This window comes from Streptomyces sp. NPDC033178, from assembly GCF_055577685.1.
On sequence record NZ_JBVIPT010000003.1, the window covers coordinates 301,307 to 319,420 of the forward strand.

The 18,114-nt window shown below is 70.9% G+C and carries 14 protein-coding genes and 2 pseudogenes; 8 read left to right on the plus strand and 8 right to left on the minus strand.

Annotated features, from left to right (window positions below):
* Nucleotides 1-161: 161 nt before the first annotated feature.
* Nucleotides 162-2,852 carry an ATP-binding protein gene (locus tag ACZ5VQ_RS08650; RefSeq protein WP_469104259.1) on the minus strand — a complete coding sequence of 897 codons (2,691 nt, stop codon included), beginning with the start codon at nt 2,850-2,852 and terminating at the stop codon, nt 162-164.
* Nucleotides 2,853-3,077: 225 nt separating this feature from the next.
* On the opposite strand from ACZ5VQ_RS08650, the gene ACZ5VQ_RS08655 reads away from it, so the two are divergent.
* The 3 genes from ACZ5VQ_RS08655 to ACZ5VQ_RS08665 all read left to right on the plus strand — a co-directional run bounded on the left by ACZ5VQ_RS08655 (nt 3,078) and on the right by ACZ5VQ_RS08665 (nt 6,729).
* The gene (locus ACZ5VQ_RS08655) at nt 3,078-4,382 is read left to right on the plus strand and encodes an MFS transporter (RefSeq protein ID WP_469104260.1); all 1,305 of its coding nucleotides are present in this window, start codon (nt 3,078-3,080) and stop codon (nt 4,380-4,382) included.
* A 73-nt stretch (nt 4,383-4,455) separates the two neighbouring features.
* Nucleotides 4,456-5,712 (plus strand): anhydro-N-acetylmuramic acid kinase, encoded by a 1,257-nt coding sequence (locus ACZ5VQ_RS08660; RefSeq protein WP_469104581.1) that lies wholly within the window; start codon nt 4,456-4,458, stop codon nt 5,710-5,712.
* Nucleotides 5,713-5,766: 54 nt separating this feature from the next.
* Complete coding sequence (locus ACZ5VQ_RS08665; protein WP_469104261.1) at nt 5,767-6,729, plus strand: DUF2510 domain-containing protein; 963 nt, start codon at nt 5,767-5,769, stop codon at nt 6,727-6,729.
* A gap of 181 nt (nt 6,730-6,910) precedes the next feature.
* On the opposite strand, the gene ACZ5VQ_RS08670 is transcribed toward ACZ5VQ_RS08665, so the two are convergent.
* Nucleotides 6,911-7,534, minus strand: a complete 624-nt coding sequence (locus ACZ5VQ_RS08670) for a TetR/AcrR family transcriptional regulator (RefSeq protein WP_469104262.1) — start codon at nt 7,532-7,534, stop codon at nt 6,911-6,913.
* A gap of 249 nt (nt 7,535-7,783) precedes the next feature.
* Between ACZ5VQ_RS08670 and ACZ5VQ_RS08675 the strand changes: the two genes are divergently transcribed.
* On the plus strand, nt 7,784-8,650 hold the full coding sequence (locus ACZ5VQ_RS08675) for a phosphatase PAP2 family protein (protein WP_469104263.1): 867 nt from the start codon (nt 7,784-7,786) through the stop codon (nt 8,648-8,650).
* Complete coding sequence (locus tag ACZ5VQ_RS08680; protein ID WP_469104264.1) at nt 8,647-9,627, plus strand: DMT family transporter; 981 nt, start codon at nt 8,647-8,649, stop codon at nt 9,625-9,627. Before ACZ5VQ_RS08675 ends, ACZ5VQ_RS08680 begins: the two co-directional genes overlap by 4 nt.
* A gap of 97 nt (nt 9,628-9,724) precedes the next feature.
* Here the strand turns inward: ACZ5VQ_RS08680 and ACZ5VQ_RS08685 are convergent, their stop codons facing one another.
* The 6 genes and pseudogenes from ACZ5VQ_RS08685 to ACZ5VQ_RS08710 all read right to left on the minus strand — a co-directional run bounded on the left by ACZ5VQ_RS08685 (nt 9,725) and on the right by ACZ5VQ_RS08710 (nt 15,540).
* The gene (locus ACZ5VQ_RS08685; RefSeq protein WP_469104265.1) at nt 9,725-10,624 is read right to left on the minus strand and encodes an LURP-one-related family protein; all 900 of its coding nucleotides are present in this window, start codon (nt 10,622-10,624) and stop codon (nt 9,725-9,727) included.
* Nucleotides 10,625-10,710: 86 nt separating this feature from the next.
* Nucleotides 10,711-12,759, minus strand: coding sequence for a phosphocholine-specific phospholipase C (locus ACZ5VQ_RS08690; protein WP_469104266.1), 2,049 nt, complete (start codon nt 12,757-12,759; stop codon nt 10,711-10,713).
* A gap of 280 nt (nt 12,760-13,039) precedes the next feature.
* Nucleotides 13,040-13,292: pseudogene (locus ACZ5VQ_RS08695) on the minus strand (ATP-binding cassette domain-containing protein); the annotation flags it as partial.
* Nucleotides 13,289-13,889 (minus strand): annotated as a pseudogene (locus ACZ5VQ_RS08700) (HAD hydrolase-like protein); the annotation flags it as partial. The pseudogenes ACZ5VQ_RS08695 and ACZ5VQ_RS08700, both read right to left, overlap by 4 nt.
* A complete protein-coding gene (locus tag ACZ5VQ_RS08705) occupies nt 13,886-14,839 on the minus strand; it encodes a GlxA family transcriptional regulator (protein WP_469104267.1) in 954 nt (317 codons plus the stop codon). The gene ACZ5VQ_RS08705 and the pseudogene ACZ5VQ_RS08700, both read right to left, overlap by 4 nt.
* Before the next feature lie 23 nt (nt 14,840-14,862).
* A complete protein-coding gene (locus ACZ5VQ_RS08710) occupies nt 14,863-15,540 on the minus strand; it encodes an HD domain-containing protein (RefSeq protein WP_469104268.1) in 678 nt (225 codons plus the stop codon).
* A gap of 295 nt (nt 15,541-15,835) precedes the next feature.
* On the opposite strand from ACZ5VQ_RS08710, the gene ACZ5VQ_RS08715 reads away from it, so the two are divergent.
* The 3 genes from ACZ5VQ_RS08715 to ACZ5VQ_RS08725 are packed head-to-tail and all read left to right on the plus strand — an operon-like array spanning nt 15,836 to nt 18,113.
* A complete protein-coding gene (locus ACZ5VQ_RS08715; RefSeq protein WP_469104269.1) occupies nt 15,836-16,900 on the plus strand; it encodes a Rieske 2Fe-2S domain-containing protein in 1,065 nt (354 codons plus the stop codon).
* Entirely contained in the window at nt 16,897-17,172 is a 276-nt protein-coding gene (locus ACZ5VQ_RS08720; RefSeq protein WP_469104602.1) for a hypothetical protein, read from the plus strand. The genes ACZ5VQ_RS08715 and ACZ5VQ_RS08720 overlap by 4 nt, the downstream gene beginning before the upstream one ends.
* Complete coding sequence (locus ACZ5VQ_RS08725; protein ID WP_469104270.1) at nt 17,169-18,113, plus strand: PDR/VanB family oxidoreductase; 945 nt, start codon at nt 17,169-17,171, stop codon at nt 18,111-18,113. Before ACZ5VQ_RS08720 ends, ACZ5VQ_RS08725 begins: the two co-directional genes overlap by 4 nt.
* Nucleotide 18,114 lies beyond the last annotated feature (1 nt).

Below are 18,114 nucleotides of genomic sequence, written 5' to 3' on the forward strand. Positions count from 1 at the left end.
TCGTCCGCCTTCGTCCACCAGCTACCGGCCGTCCACCCTCGGACACGCGCTACCGGGCCATCCACCCTCGGCCACCGGTCACCGAGCCGTCCGCCCCTCGGCCACCGGTCACCGAGCCGTCCGCCCCTCGGCCACCGGTCACCGAGCCGTTCGCCCCTCGGTCACCGAGGGCGCGGCACCCGGCCCGTGTCCAGTGCCAGTGCCTCCCGGGCCCTGGTCACCAGGCCGTCCGCGCCGCAGGTCCGTGCCAGAGTCAGACCGCGGGTCAGCTCCGTGACGGAGTGGGACGCGATGCCGTACTCGACGCGGGCCGCCGCGTGTTCATAGGCGCAGGGAGACGCCTCCAGGTACGCGACCGCCTGGGCGAGCAGCGTGACCGAGCGCCGGCCGGTCTCCAGGGCGGCGGCGCAGCGCAGGGCCTCTCCTATGGCGGTGTCCGTGCCGAAGCGTTCGGCCTGCATACGGGCGTCGGCCGCCACCTCGGCGGCGCGCCGCGGGTCGGCGACGGCGAGGGTTCGGGCGAGCTCTCCGGCCCAGGGCGCCATCACCGTGTTGTGGCCGCCGCGGGCCGCGGACATCTTCTCGGCGGTCTCCAGCTCGTTCACGCCCTCCTCGACACGGCCGGTGGCGATCAGCAGGCGGCCCCTTATCGAGTGGGTGTCCGGCAGGACGATCGTGGACGGGTGGGGCGGTTCGAAGGAGTACCGCTCGGCGATCTCCTCGGCCGCACCCACATGGCCGCGGGCGAGCAGCGTGTCGATGAGCATGCACGCCGCCGACCAGTGCATGGGCAGCCCGTGGCCCACCCGGTCCGCCAGGCGGAGGGCCTCGCGCAGGGACTCCTCGGCGTCCACGAGGCGGCCCCGTCTGCGGAGCACGTATCCGCCGAAGGCGTGCGCGAGGGCCAGATGGCCGCCGCTCCACCCGGCGTGCTCGTAGCTCCGCCGGGCCTCCGTGAAGAGGCTCTCGGCGCGGTCGAGGCGGTCCGCGTACGTGTAGGAGATGCCGAGCATCATGAGGAGCTCGAAGCTCCACTCGGTGTCGGTCCAGCCGAGGCCCGGCGCGAGGCGGCCGTTGACGAGGGCGCGGTCGCAGAGTTCGACGACCTCCTCGGCGTTCTCCCCGCGGGTCATCGCGTCGAAGGCGCGCAGGATGAGCAGGGCGCGCTCGGAGTTGTCCCGCCCGGTGAGCGGCCTGACGAGCTCGGCGAGGCGGCGGGAGCGGCCGGTCGCGTCCTCCTCGCCGGCGTGGATGCCCACCCACATGTAGTGCACGGCCTGCAGACGCATACGGGCGGGACCGGCCTCCAGCCTGTCGGCCTCCGCGTCGACCGTGGCGACGGCCTCCTCCAGCTGGTCGTTGTGGACGAGCGCCGAGGAGAGCCGGCAGACCGCGTCGACCCGGAGTTCCTCCTCCAGGCCGTGCACCGTGAGGGCCTCCCGCAGGTGCCCGATCGTCGTCGCGGGCGAGGTGAGGAGCGTGGCACAGCCCAACTCGTAGAGCACGCGCGCGTGGACCTCGGGAAGCGGCGGTTCCACCAGGGCGCGCTCCAGACAGCGGCGGGCCGCGTCCGGGGCGCCGACGGCCAGGTGCTCGCGGGCGGCCTCGCGCATCTGCTCGACGAGTTCGGGGTCGTCGTCCGGATGTACCTCAAGGAGGTGTCGGGAGGCCGCGGCGGCGCCGAGGCCCGACGCGGTGACGACCGAGGCGGCCACGCCGTGCATCGCGGTGCGCAGCGCGTCCGGGATCGAGCGGTAGACGGCGGTGGCGATGAGCGGGTGGACGAACTCCAGGTCCCCGTCGTCGACTTGACCTGTCGTCCGGTCGGCCTCGGTGAGGATGCGCGCCGCGCCGAGGAGCGCCGCACAGCGCTCCGCCTCCTCCCGCGGCATTCCGGCGAGTTCGGCCGCCAGTTCCAGGGAGATCTGCGTGCCGAGGATGGCCGCCGCCCAGGCGAAGCGGGTGGCGTCCACGCCGAGTCCTTCGAGCCGGTCGACGAGTCCGCGGCCGCGCGCCGCACGGTTCAGCGCGCGTAGTTCCGAGGCCGAGTCCTCGACCGGTTCGAAGTCGCTGTCCTGGACCTTGGCGAGGAGCTCCACGGTCTCGTACGGGTTGCCGCCGGTGACGGCCCAGACCTCGCGGCAGAACGGGACGTCGGCGTGCGCGCCGAGCGTGGCGCGGGTGAGTCCGGCCGTGGCGTCGGGGGTCAGCGCGCGCAGGGAGGGCATCGGGTCTGCCACGGCGCCGACGGTGTCGAGGTGACGCGCGCCTTCGCCGGTGACGTCCCCGGGACGGCGGGCGACCACGACGAGGACGGGCAGGTCGTCGAGGCGCTCCGCGAAGGCGGCGAGCCAGTGCAGGCTCTCCTGGTCGGCCCAGTGCGCGTCGTCGACGAGCAGCACCAGCGGCCACTCGCGTCGGGCGAGCCTGCGCACGGCCGCGACCAGGCCGTCGCACACGCCCTGCGGGTCGGCCTGGCGGTCGCCGGGTTCGGCTATCCCGAGGGCGGGACCCGCGATGTCGTACCAGTCGCCGAAGTACTCACGCGCCTCGTCGGGCATCAGCGCCACGAGCGCCGGCTGCAGCAACTGCCGTACGACATTGAAGGGAACGGACGTGATGGTCTCGCCGCCGCGTGCCGACCACACCGTGCATTTGCGTGTCTCCGCGATCCGGCGCGACTCGGCGAGCAGCGCGGTCTTGCCGATGCCCGCCTCTCCGGTGAAGACCAGCAGGCTGCCCGAGGCCGAACCCGCGCACAGCGCGTCGACTGCCTCCGCGACCGCGGCGAGTTCCGCGTCGCGCTCCCAGAGGGGTGCCGAGGCGGCCGTTCCCGGCCGTGCCTCCGTCATCCCGCTACCTCCCCAGGTCGCCCAAACGACGTACAGACCTTGAGCCTAGCCCTCCGGAAGACACGATGGAGCCTGGTCGGGACACCTGCTGTCGCGACGGGTGACGTCGGCGGCGCGAAGACGACGGACGACACCACCGACCTGCCGGGGTGAAAGTTATTGACAGTCAAAAGCCGTGAACTGAAACTAACTTTCCAACATCGTCAGGGCGGCGGGAGGAACGGCATGGGCGCTCCGGTGCACGGCTCCGACCTGCGGACCGGCCGGCCGGAGCGCTCCCGCAGGGCGCTGGTCGCGGGGTCGGTGGGCAACTTCATCGAGTGGTACGAGTTCGGCGTCTACGGCTACTTCGCGACGGTCATCGCGGCCCGGTTCTTCACGCCGGAGGGCGGCAGCGAGGTCGAGGCGCTGGTCAGGACGTACGCGTCCTTCGCGCTCGCGTTCTTCTTCCGGCCCGTCGGCGCCGCGCTGTTCGGGCGGCTCGGCGACCGCGTCGGACGCCGTCCCGTACTCATCATGGTCATCGTCCTCATGACGGCCGCGACGACCCTGATCGGCGTGCTGCCCACGTACGACTCGGTGGGCGCCCTCGCGCCCTGGCTGCTGACCTTTCTGAGGGTTCTTCAGGGGCTGTCCGCGGGCGGCGAGTTCGGGGGCGCGGTGTCGGTGATGACGGAGTTCGCGCCACCGGGCAGACGGGGCCTGTACGGGTCGTGGCAGTCGTTCACGGTGGCGCTGGGGCTGCTGGGCGGGGCGGGAGTGGCCGCGCTCCTTGCGACCATGCTCAGTGAGGGGCAACTGGGCGACTGGGGCTGGCGGTTGCCGTTCCTGCTGACGCTGCCCATGGGGCTCGGGGCGCTGTGGCTGCGCCTGCGGCTCGACGAGACGCCGTCCTTCGAGTCGCTCCGGGAGGAGTCCCGGCCGGAGCGTCCGCCGGGGCGTGAGGTGGCGAAGGCGATCGCGCTGGGCGCGGGTCGCGTCATGGGCTGGGCGGCGGCCGGCTACACGTTCCTCGTCGTGCTCCCCTCGTATCTGCAGAGTTCGCTGAACGCCACGTTCCAGCAGGCGCTGGTCGCCACCGTCCTCGCCAACCTGGGCTTCGCGGTCACGATCATCCCGGCGGGCCTGCTCAGCGACCGGATCGGCCGGCGGCCGGTGATGCTGACGGGCGCGCTGCTGGTCACCGTCCTCGCGGTCCCGCTGCTCAACCTCCTTCAGAGCACGGGCACTTCGAACGCGGTGAAGGGCGGGGCCGTGTTCGTCGCGGGCGCCGTCGTGGGGCTGATGGCGGGGCCGGGCCCCGCGATGCTCTCGGAGATGTTCCCGACGAGCGTCCGCTACACGGGACTGGGACTCGCCTACGCCCTGTCCAATGCCGTGTTCTCGGGATGCGCGGGCCTCGTCATCACGGAGACCATCAAGCGGACCGGGAGCGTGGACATTCCGGCGTACTACGCGGCCGTGACATGCGCAGTGAGCGTGCTCGCACTTCTGACGCTCCGCAAGGAGCTGGCACGGCAAGGGAGTTGATCGGGTTGAGCACGTGGACGTCGAGCAGGTGGAGGTCCAGCGGGTGGAGGTCGAACAGGAGGGGGTCGGGCGGGTGCGGGTGATCGGCCTGATGTCCGGCACGTCGTACGACGCGATCGACGCGGCGGCGGCCGACCTGCGGCTCGACGGGGACAGCCTCGCGCTGCGGCCGCTCGGCATGATCGGCGATGCGTACGACGCCGAGGTGCGCGAGGCCCTCGCGGCGGCGCTGCCCCCGGCGGCCACGACCCTCGCCGAGGTATGCCACCTCGACACGCTCATCGGGCAGGCCTTCGCGGCGACCGCCCTCCGCGCCGACCGTGAACTGTGCGACGGACGGGCCGAGTCGGTGGCCTCGCACGGCCAGACCGTCTACCACTGGACCGACGGCGGGCGGGTGCGCGGCACCCTGCAGATCGGTCAGCCCGCCTGGATCGCGGAGGCCACCGGACTGCCCGTGGTCGCCGACTTCCGGCCACGCGACATCGCCGCCGGCGGCCAGGGGGCACCCCTGGTGAGCCTCGTCGACCTGCTGTGGCTGCGCGGCAGACCGGGCACCCCGGTCGCACTGAACCTCGGCGGCATCGCCAACCTCACCGCGCCCGACGGAACCGCCTTCGACACCGGTCCCGCGGGCGCGCTCATCGACGCGGCGGTCCACCACTTCACCGGCCGCGCCTACGACACGGACGGCGCACTGGCCGCCCGCGGCCGGGTCCACGAGCCGCTGCTGCGCCGACTCCTCGACGAGCCGTACTACGCGCTGCCCGCACCGAAGACGACCGGCAAGGAGCTGTTCCACCGGGACTATCTGCTGGCGGCCCTGGCCGCGGTGGCGGATCCGGCCGTACTGGCCACTCGAGCCAAGGCGGCGGCTCCGGCCACTCCGTCGGATCCGACGGCTCCCGCGGCTCCGACGGCTCCGACGGCTCCCGCGTGCATCGGCCCTCTCGCCCACCAGGACGTGATCGCCACCCTCACCCGGCTCACCGCGCGCACGGTCGCGGACGCCGTCCGTTCCGTGTGCGCCACCGAGGTCATCGCCTCGGGCGGCGGCACGCGCAATCCCGTCCTGATGGCGATGCTCGCCGAGGAGTTGCCGGGGGTGCCGCTGCACACCTCCGACGCGCTGGGCCTGCCGTCGGCCGCGAAGGAGGCGTACGCGTTCGCCGTCCTCGGCTTCCTGACACTGCACGGTCTCGCGGGCACCGACCCGAGGAGCACCGGAGCCCGGCATCCCAGCGTCCTGGGCTCGGTGACACCGGGGCGGGACGGGCTGCCCCGGGTGCCCCGGGGCTTGAAACAGCCGGTGCGGCTGGTGATTGGGTGAAATGAATCCGGATCCTCTCATCCGGCTTTCACTCGCGCCTCATACGGTGGACCCATGACGCAGGCGACTCCCCCCGGCTGGTATCCCGACCCCGGGCAGACAATTGACGGCCCCGCAACGCAGCGCTGGTGGGACGGTAGGACATGGACGGACCAGACCCGCCCCGCGGAGTCCGGCGCCATTTGGGGTCCTCCGGCGTTCTCACCGGGCTCGCCGTATCCCGGCGCGCACCCCGGCGGCCCGCGGCGCAAAGCCCGCACGGCGATAGCCGTGGCCGTCGCCGTGGCGGTCCTCGCCGGCATCGGCGGCGGGGTGTACGCGCTGACCGCGGACGGCGGCTCGGACGGCACCGATTCGACCAACGCCCAGCCGGTGCCGACCCAGCCGGGCGGCCCGCAGGGACAGGACGGCGGCGGACAGGGCGGCCCCGGCGCCCCGGAGGGCGGCGAGTCCGAGCTCCCGCAGCCGCTCCCGTCCGAGGACGGCTACGCCACGGACCCGATCAACGGCATCAGCCTGCCCGTGCCCGACGGCTGGAGCGGCTCGACCATCCAGGTGGGCGCGCAGGTGACGGCCAAGGGCACCTACAAGTGCCCCGGCGACACCTCGGAGACGTGCAGCCTCGGCGGCGCCTACTCGGCTCCCGCGCTCGCGCTGGAGCTCAAGGCCACCACCGCCGAGGCCGCCGCCAAGGAGGACATCGCCAAGAACGCCGAGGAGTCCTACGGCGGCAAGAGCTACGGAAAGATCACCTCGCACGACGAGCTCTCCTCCAAGGCCGTGACCGTGGCCGGGCAGAAGGGCTACGCGGTCCGCTGGAAGGTCGTCACGAGCAAGGGCGACGACGGCTACGTCGAGTCGCTCGTCTTCCCGGCGCCCTCCAACTCCAAGCAGCTCGTCGTCGTGCGCTTCGGCATCGATGTCAGCTCCAAGGCCCCCAAGCAGTCGGTCATCGACGAGATCACCAAGGGCATCAAGGAGGCCGCGGGCGGCGGCGGCAACGGGCAGAACGTGTAGGACGTGCAGGACGTACGACGGTCGGGGCCCCGGGGCCCGGACCGGACACCGATCGGCCGGGTGGAGCGCCTCTCCGCTGGAGAGGAACCCCACCCGGCCGGGGGGTGCGCGCCGCCCCCGTCCCCACGGTGCGGCGCGAGCAGGTCACCGTCCAGTCATCCCATGGACGGCGGCCTGGGTCTCAGGTGGTGTCCGACAGCCCCAGGGCCGGCAGCAGGGCCACCTCCACATAGCGCAGGAGGTAGTCCGCGTCCGCGGGTCGCCCCTCAAGGAGGGGACGGACGCGGAGCACGCCGAGCAGTTGCGCCGGCACGAACTCCAGTACCGGATGGTCGGCCGCGATCTCTCCGCGGTCGACCGCGCGCCGGACCATCCCCCGGAGCGCCTCCAGTTCGGGCTCCACCAGCGCGTCGCGCAGCGCCCGCTGCAGTTCGTCGTCCTGCATCAGGGACTGCCCGAGCGCCTGGAGCAGCCTGATGTCCTCGTCCGACCGCTCGCCCGCCGTGCGCGCGACCGCGCGCAGGTCCCCTGCGAGCGAGCCGGTGTCGATACCGATGAACTTGGGACAGTGGTTGGCTCGCAGCGCGGCCGCCACGAACTGCGGCTTCGTCTTCCACTGCCGGTAGAGCGTCGACTTGCTGCACCGGGTGCTGGAGGCGACGCCCTCCATGGTCAGCGCGTCGTAGCCGCACTCGCGGATCTGGTCGAGCACGGCGTCGAAGAACTCCTGCTCACGCTCGCGCGTGATCTTGGAGCGGCGCGAGGCGACGACCGTCTCCGGTCCGTCCGCTGCCTGCGACGTCATGGCTCTTCTCCTCGCTGGTCTCCGCGGCCCCGTGCGGGGCCGCTTCCCGTGTGCTCTCCAGTGTGGCCCTCGACCCGGCCCTCAGTGTGGCGTAAGTCCTATCGATACGCCAGTGTACCGGAACGCGAACGTATCGGTACACTGGCGTATCGATGAGCCTTGGACAGGACCCACCCCTGTGTCGAGTGGATCCCCTCCTGGGCTCACCACGCACCAGCACCACCAGAACGTCAGCAAAGGGGCCGGGGGATGGAAAGCGGAACCGAGCCTGCAAGAGAAGGGGAGGCCGCGATACGGCGGCCGCCCCTCGTCCGTGAGCTCCTGCTCGTCGCGGGACTCTTCCTCGTCTACAAGCTCGGCCGGCAGCTGGCCACGGGCCACACCGGTGAGGCCTTCGACAACGCGCACCGGGTCTGGGACCTCGAACGGTTCCTGCACCTGCCCGGCGAAGGCGACGTGCAGTCGGCGCTGCTGCACGGCGACACCCTCGTGCACATCGTCAACACCTACTACGCGACCGTCCACTTCCCCGCCACCGCGGCCTTCCTGGTCTGGCTGTACCTGCGGCGGCCCGGGCACTACGTGTGGGCCCGCCGGGTCCTCGCCGCGGTCACCGCCGCCGCCCTGGTGGTGCACCTCACGTTCCCGCTCGCCCCGCCGCGCATGCTCGCCGCGACGGGCCTCGTGGACACCGGCCAGGTGTACGGGCCCACGGTGTACGGCGCCTCGCCCGAGACCGACTCGCTGTCGAACCAGTTCGCGGCGATGCCGTCGCTGCACTTCGGCTGGGCCCTGATGGTCGCGATCGGCCTGATCGCCGCGACCCGGTCCCGGTGGCGGTGGCTCTGGCTGCTGCATCCGCTGGTCACGCTCCTGGTCGTCGTCGGCACGGCGAACCACTACTGGCTCGACGCGATCGTGGCGGCCGCGCTGCTCGGCATCGCCCTCGCCGTGATCCGCGTACCGCGCCTGACGGCGACGCCGACGGCGCCCACCCGGGAGCGCGTGGGCGCCGGGGGCTCCGTACAGGAAGGGCCGGAAGGATCGGACGGGCCGAACGGACCGGGGGCACCCGGCGCGCAGGACGCTCCGGAGCTCGTGGGAGCCGGACGATGAGCGCCACGCTCGTCGCCGTCGTCCTGTCGCTGTTCTCGGCCGTCGCGTACGCGGCCGCGGCGGTGGCCCAGCAGCGGCTGGCCGCACGGACCCCCGACTCCGGGGTGCTCCGGCTGCTCGGCAGCGGTGCCTGGTGGTGGTCCGTGGGCCTCAACGCGTCGGCGGCGCTGCTGCACGTGGCCGCCCTCAAGTACGGGCCCCTCACACTGGTCCAGCCGCTCGGCGCGCTCACTCTCGTCGCCGCGGTGCCGCTGGGCGCGCGGATGGCGGGGCGGCGCGTCACCTTCGTCGAGTGGCGCGGTACGGCGCTGACGCTGGCCGGGCTCGCGGCCCTGCTGGTCACGGCGTCCGGGCCCGCTCCCGACGATGTGCTGAGCCTCCCGCAGGCACTGGCCGTGGCGGGCACGACCGCGGCCCTCATCGGCGTACTGGCCGGGCGGGGCACCCGCCCCGGGCTGCGGCACGCGACCGCGTCCGGCTTCGCCTCGGGTGTCGCCTCGGCGCTCACGCAGACCGTCACGGTCGCCGCGACGGACCGCTCGGAATCTCTGCTCAGCGGGCAGGTGATCGTGGTCGCGCTGCTGGTCGCCGCGTTCGCGGCGGGCGGGCTGCTGCTGTCGCAGACCGCCTACAAGAGCGGGCTCGGCGCTCCCCTCGCGGTGGTGACGCTGGCCAACCCGATCGCCGCCGCGGTGATCGGCCTCTCGCTGCTCGGCGAGCGACTGCAGGGCGGCGCGGCGGGACTCCTGTTGGCGCTGGCCGGGGCGGCGGTCGCGGCCTGGGGCGTGGTGACGCTGTCGCGCGCCACGCCGGCGCCTTCGGCGGTGGGAGCCCCAACGGCGGAACCTCCAACGGAGCCTTCGACGGACGAGGAGCACCCGGTGGCCGCGGTTCTCGCCCTGGAGCCCGGATCGGCCCTGAACGAGCCGTCGTTGCTGCCGCGGCAGCCGAAGCGCGGGCGTCTCACCCCGCTGTAGGCCGCTCTGCGGGCCACGACGGAACGAGGGAGGGCGGCCGCGGACATCCGCGGCCGCCCTCCCTCATGACGAACCGGCCAACCGACCAACCGACGCGTCAGCCAAGCCCTCGGCTGTCCTGCTTGAGCGCCGTGTCGACGGTCAGCGCCGTCGCTATCACGAGGCTCAACATGGGCTCGGGAAGCCGGTAGTGCAGCTGCAGGACGTAGTTGTCCGCAGTCGTGAACATCGTCTTGGCGAGGCCTTCCCAGGTCTTGGTGATCCGGGCGACCTCGTTGTCGGCGTGGTCGACGATCGAGAAGTTCCAGGCGCGCCAGTTCTCCGCCTTGATCGCACCGACCTGCTTGCCGTCGACCTTGATCGCGAAGTTGATCTTCCCGACCATGTTCTGTTGGGCGATCTCACCGACCGGCGAACCGTCCGGACGGGCCACGAGCACCCGCGACTTCATGAACTTCCGGGGCCGGGTCAGCAGCAGCTGCGGCTGACCGTACGCGTCGCGGATCTCCAGCTTGTGCGTCATGAACTGGTCGAGGCTCGCGAAGAAGCGCAGCACCTTCTTCAGCGCGCCCTGTCCGACCTGCACCACCGAGCCGAGCTGGTTGCCCTGCTGGTCCATGACCTTGTACTCGTTGGTCAGCTCGATCAGCTTGGCCTTCTGGTTCACCACCAGGACCGGCTCGGTGAACAGCGTGCCCCCGCCGGCGGCGTTCGGGGCGACACCGGCCTGCTGATGCACCTGCTGCTGCACACGCGGGTCGAACCCTCCCGCCTGCTGCGGAACCTGCTGCGCAGGCTGCTGGTGCACGGGCTGCGGCTGCTGCACAGGGTGCTGCGGCTGCTGCTGCACGTGCTGGACCGGCTGCGCGGCTTGGGCCTGCTGCTGGTCCTGGTTGGTGTGCTGGGTCCACTGAACGCCGTCCCAGTAACGCAGCGTCTGGGGCAGACCCTGAGGATCCGGGTACCAACCTGCAGGAGTGTTCGAATGCGTGGTCACCGGGGCACACTACCCCGGGTCCGCCAGTACCTGACCAGTCCGTGCGATGTGGGACTCATCGCATCTCCGGCGGCGAATCGCACCCTCTAGGCCCTGGCGATCGCCGGGTCGCTGACGCCCACCCGGCCGTTCTCGACGTGCCCGGCGAACCGGCGCAGGAACGAACCGTCCGCGTCGGACACGGTGAGGTCGTACCAGCGCTTGCTCGCCCCCAGGTCCACGGTGTGCCTGACGGTCGCGCCGGACCGTACCCGGATCGACTTGGGCCTTCCGCCGTAGCCGTTGGTGAGCTTGAGCTCGGCCGTGCGGGAGCCCTTGTTGGTGAAGGTCAGCTCGATGTCGTCCCCGTCGTGCCGTGCGGTGACCTCGGGTCCGGCGGTCTTGCCCGGGCCCTTGAAGACGCGTACGAAGCCGTTGGGCCCGTGCACGGTCAGGTCGTACGAGCCGTTCGAGTAGGCGGAGTTCCAGGTGTCCGAGACGCTCTTGCCGGCCTCGGTGGTGTAGGTCCAGGGTCCGTCGGCGCGGCTCCCGGAGGTCACGTGGAAGGAGGCGCCGGCCTTCTTTCCGGAGGCGAAGGTCAGCGTGAACTTCCCGGCCCTCGGGTCGGCCGAGCCGTCGATCCAGGGTGCGTACCGGAGCGGGCGGGCGAGCCGCAGACCGCGCTCCTGCTTGGGCAGCTCGGGATCCGCCGGCGGGGTCGGCTTGTAGTCCGGGTGCCGGTCCTTGTCCGGCGGCTCGTACGCGTCGGTGTCCGGGAGGTCGGCCGGCTTGCTGTCCTTGCGGGAGAAGTCGAAGGCGGCGGTCAGGTCGCCGCAGATGGCCCGCCGCCAGGGCGAGATGTTCGGCTCCTCGACGCCGAAGCGGCGCTCCATGAACCGGACGATCGAGGTGTGGTCGAGGGTCTCGGAGCAGACGTAGCCGCCCTTGCTCCAGGGCGAGACGACGATCATCGGCACACGCGGGCCGAGCCCATAGGGGCCCGCGACATGGGTCGAGCTGCCCGCGAAGAGGTCCGGGCCGACGTCGACGGTGGACTTGCCGTGGGCGGCGTCGCGCGGCGGCAGCGGCGGAACGAGGTGGTCAAAGAAGCCGTCGTTCTCGTCGTACGTGATGAACAGGGCCGTCTTCGCCCACACCTTGGGGTCGGAGGTGAGCGCGTCCAGGACCTGGGAGATGTACCAGGCGCCGTAGTTCGAGGGCCAGTTGGAGTGCTCGGAGAAGGCCTCGGGGGCGGCGATGTACGAAACCTGCGGCAGCTTGCCGCCCTTGACGTCGGCCCGCAGCTGGTCGAAGAAGCCCTCGCCCTTACGGGCGTCGGTGCCGGTGCGGGCCTTGTCGTACAGCGGGTCGCCGGCTTTGGCGTTGCGGTACTTGTTGAAGTAGAGCAGCGAGTTGTCGCCGTAGTTGCCGCGATACGGGTCCGAGATCCAGCCCCAGGAGCCGGCCGCGTCCAGGCCGTTGCCGATGTCCTGGTAGACCTTCCAGGAGATCCCGGCCTTCTCAAGGCGCTCGGGGTAGGTCGTCCAGTCGTAGCCGACCTCGTCGTTGCCGAGGACCGGCCCGCCGCCCTTGCCGTCGTTCCCCGTGAAGCCCGTCCACATGTAGTAGCGGTTCGGGTCGGTGGAGCCGATGAACGAGCAGTGGTACGCGTCGCAGACGGTGAAGGTGTCGGCGAGCGCGTAGTGGAACGGGATGTCCTCGCGGGTCAGGTACGCCATGGTCGTGGCGCCCTTGGCGGGGACCCACTTGTCGTACTTGCCGCCGTTGTAGGCGGCGTGCCCGTCGGGCCAGCTGTGCGGCAGGCCCTCCAGGAACTGCATGCCGAGGTCGTCGGCCTCCGGGTGGAAGGGCAGCAGGTCCTTGGTGCCGTCCGACTGGTGCCACACGGACTTGCCGTTGTCGAGCGTGACCGGGTGCGGGTCACCGAAGCCGCGGACGCCTCTGAGCGCACCGAAGTAGTGATCGAAGGAACGGTTCTCCTGCATGAGGACGACGACGTGCTCGACGTCCTCGATGGTGCCGCGGTGGTAGCCCGCGGGAATGGCCGCGGCCTTGGCGATGCTCTCCGACAGCGCGGTGAACGCCGCGGTGCCGCCTGCGAGTTGGAGGAAACGGCGCCGATTCACTTCGGGCATGGCAGCTGACCTCTTGTCCTGAAGGGGTACTGAGGGCGAGTACGTGATGGAACGTGCGCGAATGGAGTGTTCCAAGAGCAACAAACGACAGGGAAGGGTCGCGTGGCATCTGTGTGAAAGACGGCGGTACGTGAGGTGCGCGGCCCGCCCATGAACCGTCCATGACCGGACCGGGAACGGTCAGCTTCCGGTCGTTTCCTTCCATTCGTCGACGTACGACGTGAGGTTCTTGTCGATGTCGGCCCACTTGGGCTGGAAGACCTGTACGCCGTCCATGAGCACTGCTGGACGACCATCCCGATCCCCCGCCGGTGCGGAGGCAGGTCGGTCACATCGCGCCCGCCCGGGTACACCCGCCCGGAGACGGGCCGCACGAGCCCGGCGACCGCCCGCAGCACGGTGGTCCTGCCGGACCCGGACGGCCCGAGCAGGGCCATCACCTCGCCGGGTTCGACGGTGAGGTCGAGCGCGTCGAGGACCACGTTCCCGTCGTAGGCGACCGTGACCGAGTCGAAGCGGATGCCGCTGCTCATGCGAGTGCTCCCGGCAACTCCGCCACGGAACCCAGCACATGGAGGCCCGGACGCCCGCAGCGCGTCCTCGTCGTGCGCGCCGGTCAGGACACCGGCCACCACGCCCGCGCCCACACGGACCCCGCTGAGCATGTCGTACGAGGTGTCGCCCACCACGGCGATCTGCCGGACGCCGTCCGCCGCGGCCGTCCGCAGGAACGCGCCGAGGACCATGTCGGGGTAGGGGCGCCCGCGGCCCCCTGCGTCGACGGGGCACAGCGTCACGGGCACCAGGTCCTGCCAGCCGAGCGCGGCCAGGATCGCGTCCTGCGTGGTGCGCGCGAAGCCGGTGGTCAGCACGACCGTGCGGCCCTGGGACCTGAGCTGCTCGATCGCCTCGCGTGCACCGGGGACCGGCGCGACGAGCCCGCCGTCGACCAGCTCCGCGTACGCCTCCTCGAAGGCCTTGTTGGCTTCCTGGGCCTTGGTCTCCTCCCCGAACAGATGCCGGAAGACGGAGATCTTGGACTCGCCCATGGTGGCGCGGACGTAGTCCAGCATGGCGTCGGGATCGGCTCCCAGGCGCCGCGCCGCTGTCGCGAAGGCCCGCGCCTTCAGCGACCGGGATTGGTGGACCGGAAACGTGCCCGGTAGGTGGTGGGCGTCACCCCCAGCGTGTGGCGGAAGGCGCGGCGCATGGTTTCCGAAGAACCGAAACCGGATCGGTCGGCCACGGCTTCGACGGGTTCGTCGCCGGCCTCAAGGATGGCTCGGGCACTCTCCAGCCTTGCGGATTCGAGGTACTGACCTGGCGACATGCCTGTTTCGCTACGAAACAGGCGGGTCAGGTGGCGGGGGCTGACGCCGACGTCCCGGGCGAGTGTGTCCAGGCTGTGCGGAGCCGCCGGGTCGGCCACGACCGTGTCCATCGCCCGTCGCAGCAGGGGATGCCTGGCCTCACGCGGAATCAGACGGGCGCTGAACTGGGACTGCCCCGCAGGACGGGCCATGAAGACGACGAGTTCGCGTGCCACGTCACGTGCCAGGTCGGGGCCGTAGTCGTCCTCGACCAAGGAGAGCGCCAGGTCGATGCCCGCGGTGATACCGGCGGAGGTGGTGACGTGCCCGTCCCTGACGAAGACCGGGTCCGCTTCCACGTTCACCGGCGGATAGGCCGCCGCCAGTTCGTCGGCCAGCCGCCAGTGTGTGGCCGCTCGTCTCCCGTCCAGCACCCCGATGTGCGCAAGAAGGAAGGCGCCGGCGCAGACCGAGGTGACCCGGTCTGATCGGCGTACGACCTCGGTGACGCACTCCACGACATCGACGTCGGCGACCGCTTGCCGCCAGTCGCGCCGGCCGGGCACGACCACGGTGCCCAGCCGTGCGGGCAGGCTTTCCAGGGCACCGTCCACCCCGATCCGCACACCCGAGGACGTGCGCACGTCCGCGCCGCTCGGAGAGACGGTCCGGACGTCATAGCGGGCACCGAACATGTTGGCCGTCCCGAACACCTCGGCGGGGCCGGTGACGTCGAGCAATTGCACGCCCTCGAATGCGGTGATGGCCACCACTCGATCCGCGGAATCCGCTCCTACTCGGGCCACGGGGAGTCCAGGATGGTGCGGACGAAGTCACCACGCTCGAAACCGGGCACGTAATGGGCGAGGACATCGGCCTTGACGTTGCCGAACGTGGTTTCCGCCTTGGGCCGCACACCTTCGGTGAAGGCACCCAGAATGCGGTTCTTGAAGTCGGGACGGGGATGCAGAGCCACCACAGCGGAACGCTCCGCCTCTGAAATCTCGTGATAACCGATGCCCAGCACGTCGGTCTCCACGCCCGCCGTCACCAGAGCCACCTCAGGCTCCATGAACTCCGGGATGCCCGGAGTGGTGTGCAGAGCGACAGCGGTCCACACCCGGCGAATGCTGTCCTCGGGCACACTCCTCGCCTGCAGAAAGCGACGGGCCTCGTCGGCTCCGTCCACCTCGAACCGGCGTCCACTGTCATGGAACGGCTCACCCAGTCCGAGGTCATGGAACATCGCCGCGACATACAGCAGTTCCGGGTCGAAGCTGAGATCCCGATTGCGGCCTTGAAGGCAGCCGAAGAAGTACACCCGCCGCGAATGATCGTAAATGAGATCACTCGTACTGTCCCGGACGAGCTGAGTCGCCTCTTTCGCCAATGTGGAATCCGGCACCTGCACTCCAGCTGCGGAATGAACGTTCACCATCGCCACCACCTGCTTCTCCGTTCGCCGGCGCATCCGGCCACACCTCCAGTGTCCGAACCGGGCCCTGACCCCGCCATGGCCATACGGCCACACAACCCACAGATACGGCCACCGGCTGAAACAACACCGCTCCACCGGCTCAACAGCGCCACCCCCTCGCACACGCCCGCAGCCCCGGCAGGCGGGCCAACTACTCCCACCAGCCCCTTTACGAGAGCTCTTCCGTCTCACGGAAGCCGCCTTGCGGAACCCCCGCACCGGTCACGACTCTGATTCCAACCACGGCACGCGGGGCGACGGCGCCCCGCTCTCAGGGACGGGACCGCCCATGCCTCACATGACCGCCTTCGCCAGGAACCAGTGGTACGTCGCCGCCTACGCCCACGAGGTGGGACGGGAACTGCTCGGTCGGACGGTTCTCGGTGAGCCGCTCGTCTTCTACCGCACCGAGGACGACGGACGGCCGGTCGCCCTGCACGACCGTTGCGTGCACCGCCGGTATCCGCTCTCGGAGAGCGGGCTCGACGGCGACCGGATCGTCTGCGGCTACCACGGCTTCACGTACGACACGACGGGTGCGTGTGTGTACGTGCCCGGTCAGAAACGCGTCCCCCGTACCGCCCGGGTCGCCTCGTACCCGGTGGTCGAGCAGGACGCCCTGATCTGGGTGTGGATAGGCGACCCGGCCCTCGCCGACCCGGAGACCATTCCGCGGGCCAGGCACCTGGACTCCCCCGGCTGGGTCACCGTCAGCGGGATGGAGCCGATCGACGCCGACTACGGCCTCCTCGTCGACAACCTCCTCGATCTGTCCCATGAGACGTATCTGCACGGCGGCTACATCGGCACCCCGGAGGTCGCCGAGACGCCGATCACCACCGAGGTGGACGAGGGTGCGGGCATCGTCCGGGTCAGCCGGCACATGGACGACGCCGAGTGCCCGCCGTTCTACGCCAGGTCGACCGGTATCGAGGGGCGGATCACCCGCTGGCAGGACATCGAGTACCACGCGCCTTGTCTGTATCTGCTGCACAGCCGGATCGCCCCGGTCGGTGTGGTGCCCGAGGCGGACGGCAGTGATCCGAACGGCTTCCACACGGAGATCACGTACGCCATCACGCCGTCCGCCGACGGCAAGGTGTACGACTTCTGGATGGTCTCGCGCGACTGGGCGACCGACGACGCCGAGGTCACCGAGTTCCTGCGGGGCAACAACCACACGGTCGTGATGCAGGACGTCGACGCGCTCAATCTGCTGCAGAAGACGCTGGGCACGGAGCGGACCGGCTACCAGGAGCTGAGCATCAACATCGACACCGGTGGTCTGGCCGCCCGCCGTATCCTCGCCCGGCTGGTCGAGGAGGGCGAGAAGCCCATGGAGAAGGTCCAGTGACCAGCCCGACCGGCGAGATCTACCGCATCGACTGGCTGCCGGGCACCGATGTGCTGCACGGCACCTGTCACTGCGGGGCCGAGCACAGCGCCGAGGATCCGATCGAGATGTGGGAGTGGATGCTCGGCCACCCCGAAGGACACGCCCCTCGGGATCCGCACGCCCCGCGGACCCCGCACGCGCCGAGCGACCCGCACGCACCGAGCGACCCGCACGTCCCGAACCCGAACATTCCGAGCGACCCGCACGCCCCTCAAGGAAACGGCTCATGACCTCCTACGAAGCCGAACTCGTCGTCGAGCGACGGGACTTGGCCGCCGAAGGCGTGCTCGCCCTCACCCTCCGCCATCCGCTGGGCGAGGAGCTGCCGGCCTGGGAGCCGGGCGCCCACATCGATGTGATCCTGGGCCCGGACCTGGAGCGGCAGTACTCCCTGTGCGGTGATCCGGCCGACCGGCACTCCTGGCGCGTCGCGGTCCTGCGGGAACCCGACGGTCGCGGCGGATCCGCCCATGTGCACGGCCAGTTGGAGGCGGGCGACAAGGTCCGCGTGCGCGGCCCGCGCAACCACTTCGCCCTCCAGCCCTCGCCGCGCTACCGCTTCGTCGCGGGCGGCATCGGCATCACCCCGATCCTGCCGATGCTGGCGGAGGCCGAGGCGGCGGGCGCGGAGTGGACACTGCTGTACGGCGGCCGTACGCGCAACTCCATGGCTTTCGTTGGGGAGTTGAGCCAGTACGGGGACAGGGTGCGCGTCGCCCCGCAGGACGAGGCCGGGCTGCTCGACCTCGACTCCGAACTCGGCAGCCCGCAGCCCGGCACGCTCGTCTACTGCTGCGGTCCCGGTCCGCTGCTGGACGCCGTGGAGGAGCGGTGCGCGGGGTGGCCGAAGGGCGCGCTGCACGTCGAGAGGTTCCAGCCCAAGGTCCAGGGTACGGGCGCGGACACGGAGTTCGAGGTGGTCCTGGAACGTTCGGGCCAGACCCTCACCGTCCCCGCGGACGTCTCCGTGCTCGACACCGTACGGTCCGCGGGGGTCGAGGTGCTCTTCTCCTGCACCGAGGGCACCTGCGGGACCTGTGAGACGGACGTCCTCGAAGGCACCCCGGACCACCGGGACTCGGTGCTCACGGACGAGGAACGGGAGGCCGGTGAGACCATGCTCATCTGTGTGTCCCGGTGCCGTGGGAAGCGCCTCGTGCTCGACCTGTGAC

Bases quoted from the DNA above. Each gene is read 5' to 3' on its own strand.
- ACZ5VQ_RS08650 (WP_469104259.1), bottom strand. From the start codon at position 2,852: ATGACGGAGGCACGGCCGGGAACGGCCGCCTCGGCACCCCTCTGGGAG.
- ACZ5VQ_RS08655 (WP_469104260.1), top strand. From the start codon at position 3,078: ATGGGCGCTCCGGTGCACGGCTCCGACCTGCGGACCGGCCGGCCGGAG.
- ACZ5VQ_RS08665 (WP_469104261.1), top strand. From the start codon at position 5,767: ATGACGCAGGCGACTCCCCCCGGCTGGTATCCCGACCCCGGGCAGACA.
- ACZ5VQ_RS08670 (WP_469104262.1), bottom strand. From the start codon at position 7,534: ATGACGTCGCAGGCAGCGGACGGACCGGAGACGGTCGTCGCCTCGCGC.
- ACZ5VQ_RS08675 (WP_469104263.1), top strand. From the start codon at position 7,784: ATGGAAAGCGGAACCGAGCCTGCAAGAGAAGGGGAGGCCGCGATACGG.
- ACZ5VQ_RS08680 (WP_469104264.1), top strand. From the start codon at position 8,647: ATGAGCGCCACGCTCGTCGCCGTCGTCCTGTCGCTGTTCTCGGCCGTC.
- ACZ5VQ_RS08690 (WP_469104266.1), bottom strand. From the start codon at position 12,759: ATGCCCGAAGTGAATCGGCGCCGTTTCCTCCAACTCGCAGGCGGCACC.
- ACZ5VQ_RS08710 (WP_469104268.1), bottom strand. From the start codon at position 15,540: ATGCGCCGGCGAACGGAGAAGCAGGTGGTGGCGATGGTGAACGTTCAT.
- ACZ5VQ_RS08715 (WP_469104269.1), top strand. From the start codon at position 15,836: ATGCCTCACATGACCGCCTTCGCCAGGAACCAGTGGTACGTCGCCGCC.
- ACZ5VQ_RS08725 (WP_469104270.1), top strand. From the start codon at position 17,169: ATGACCTCCTACGAAGCCGAACTCGTCGTCGAGCGACGGGACTTGGCC.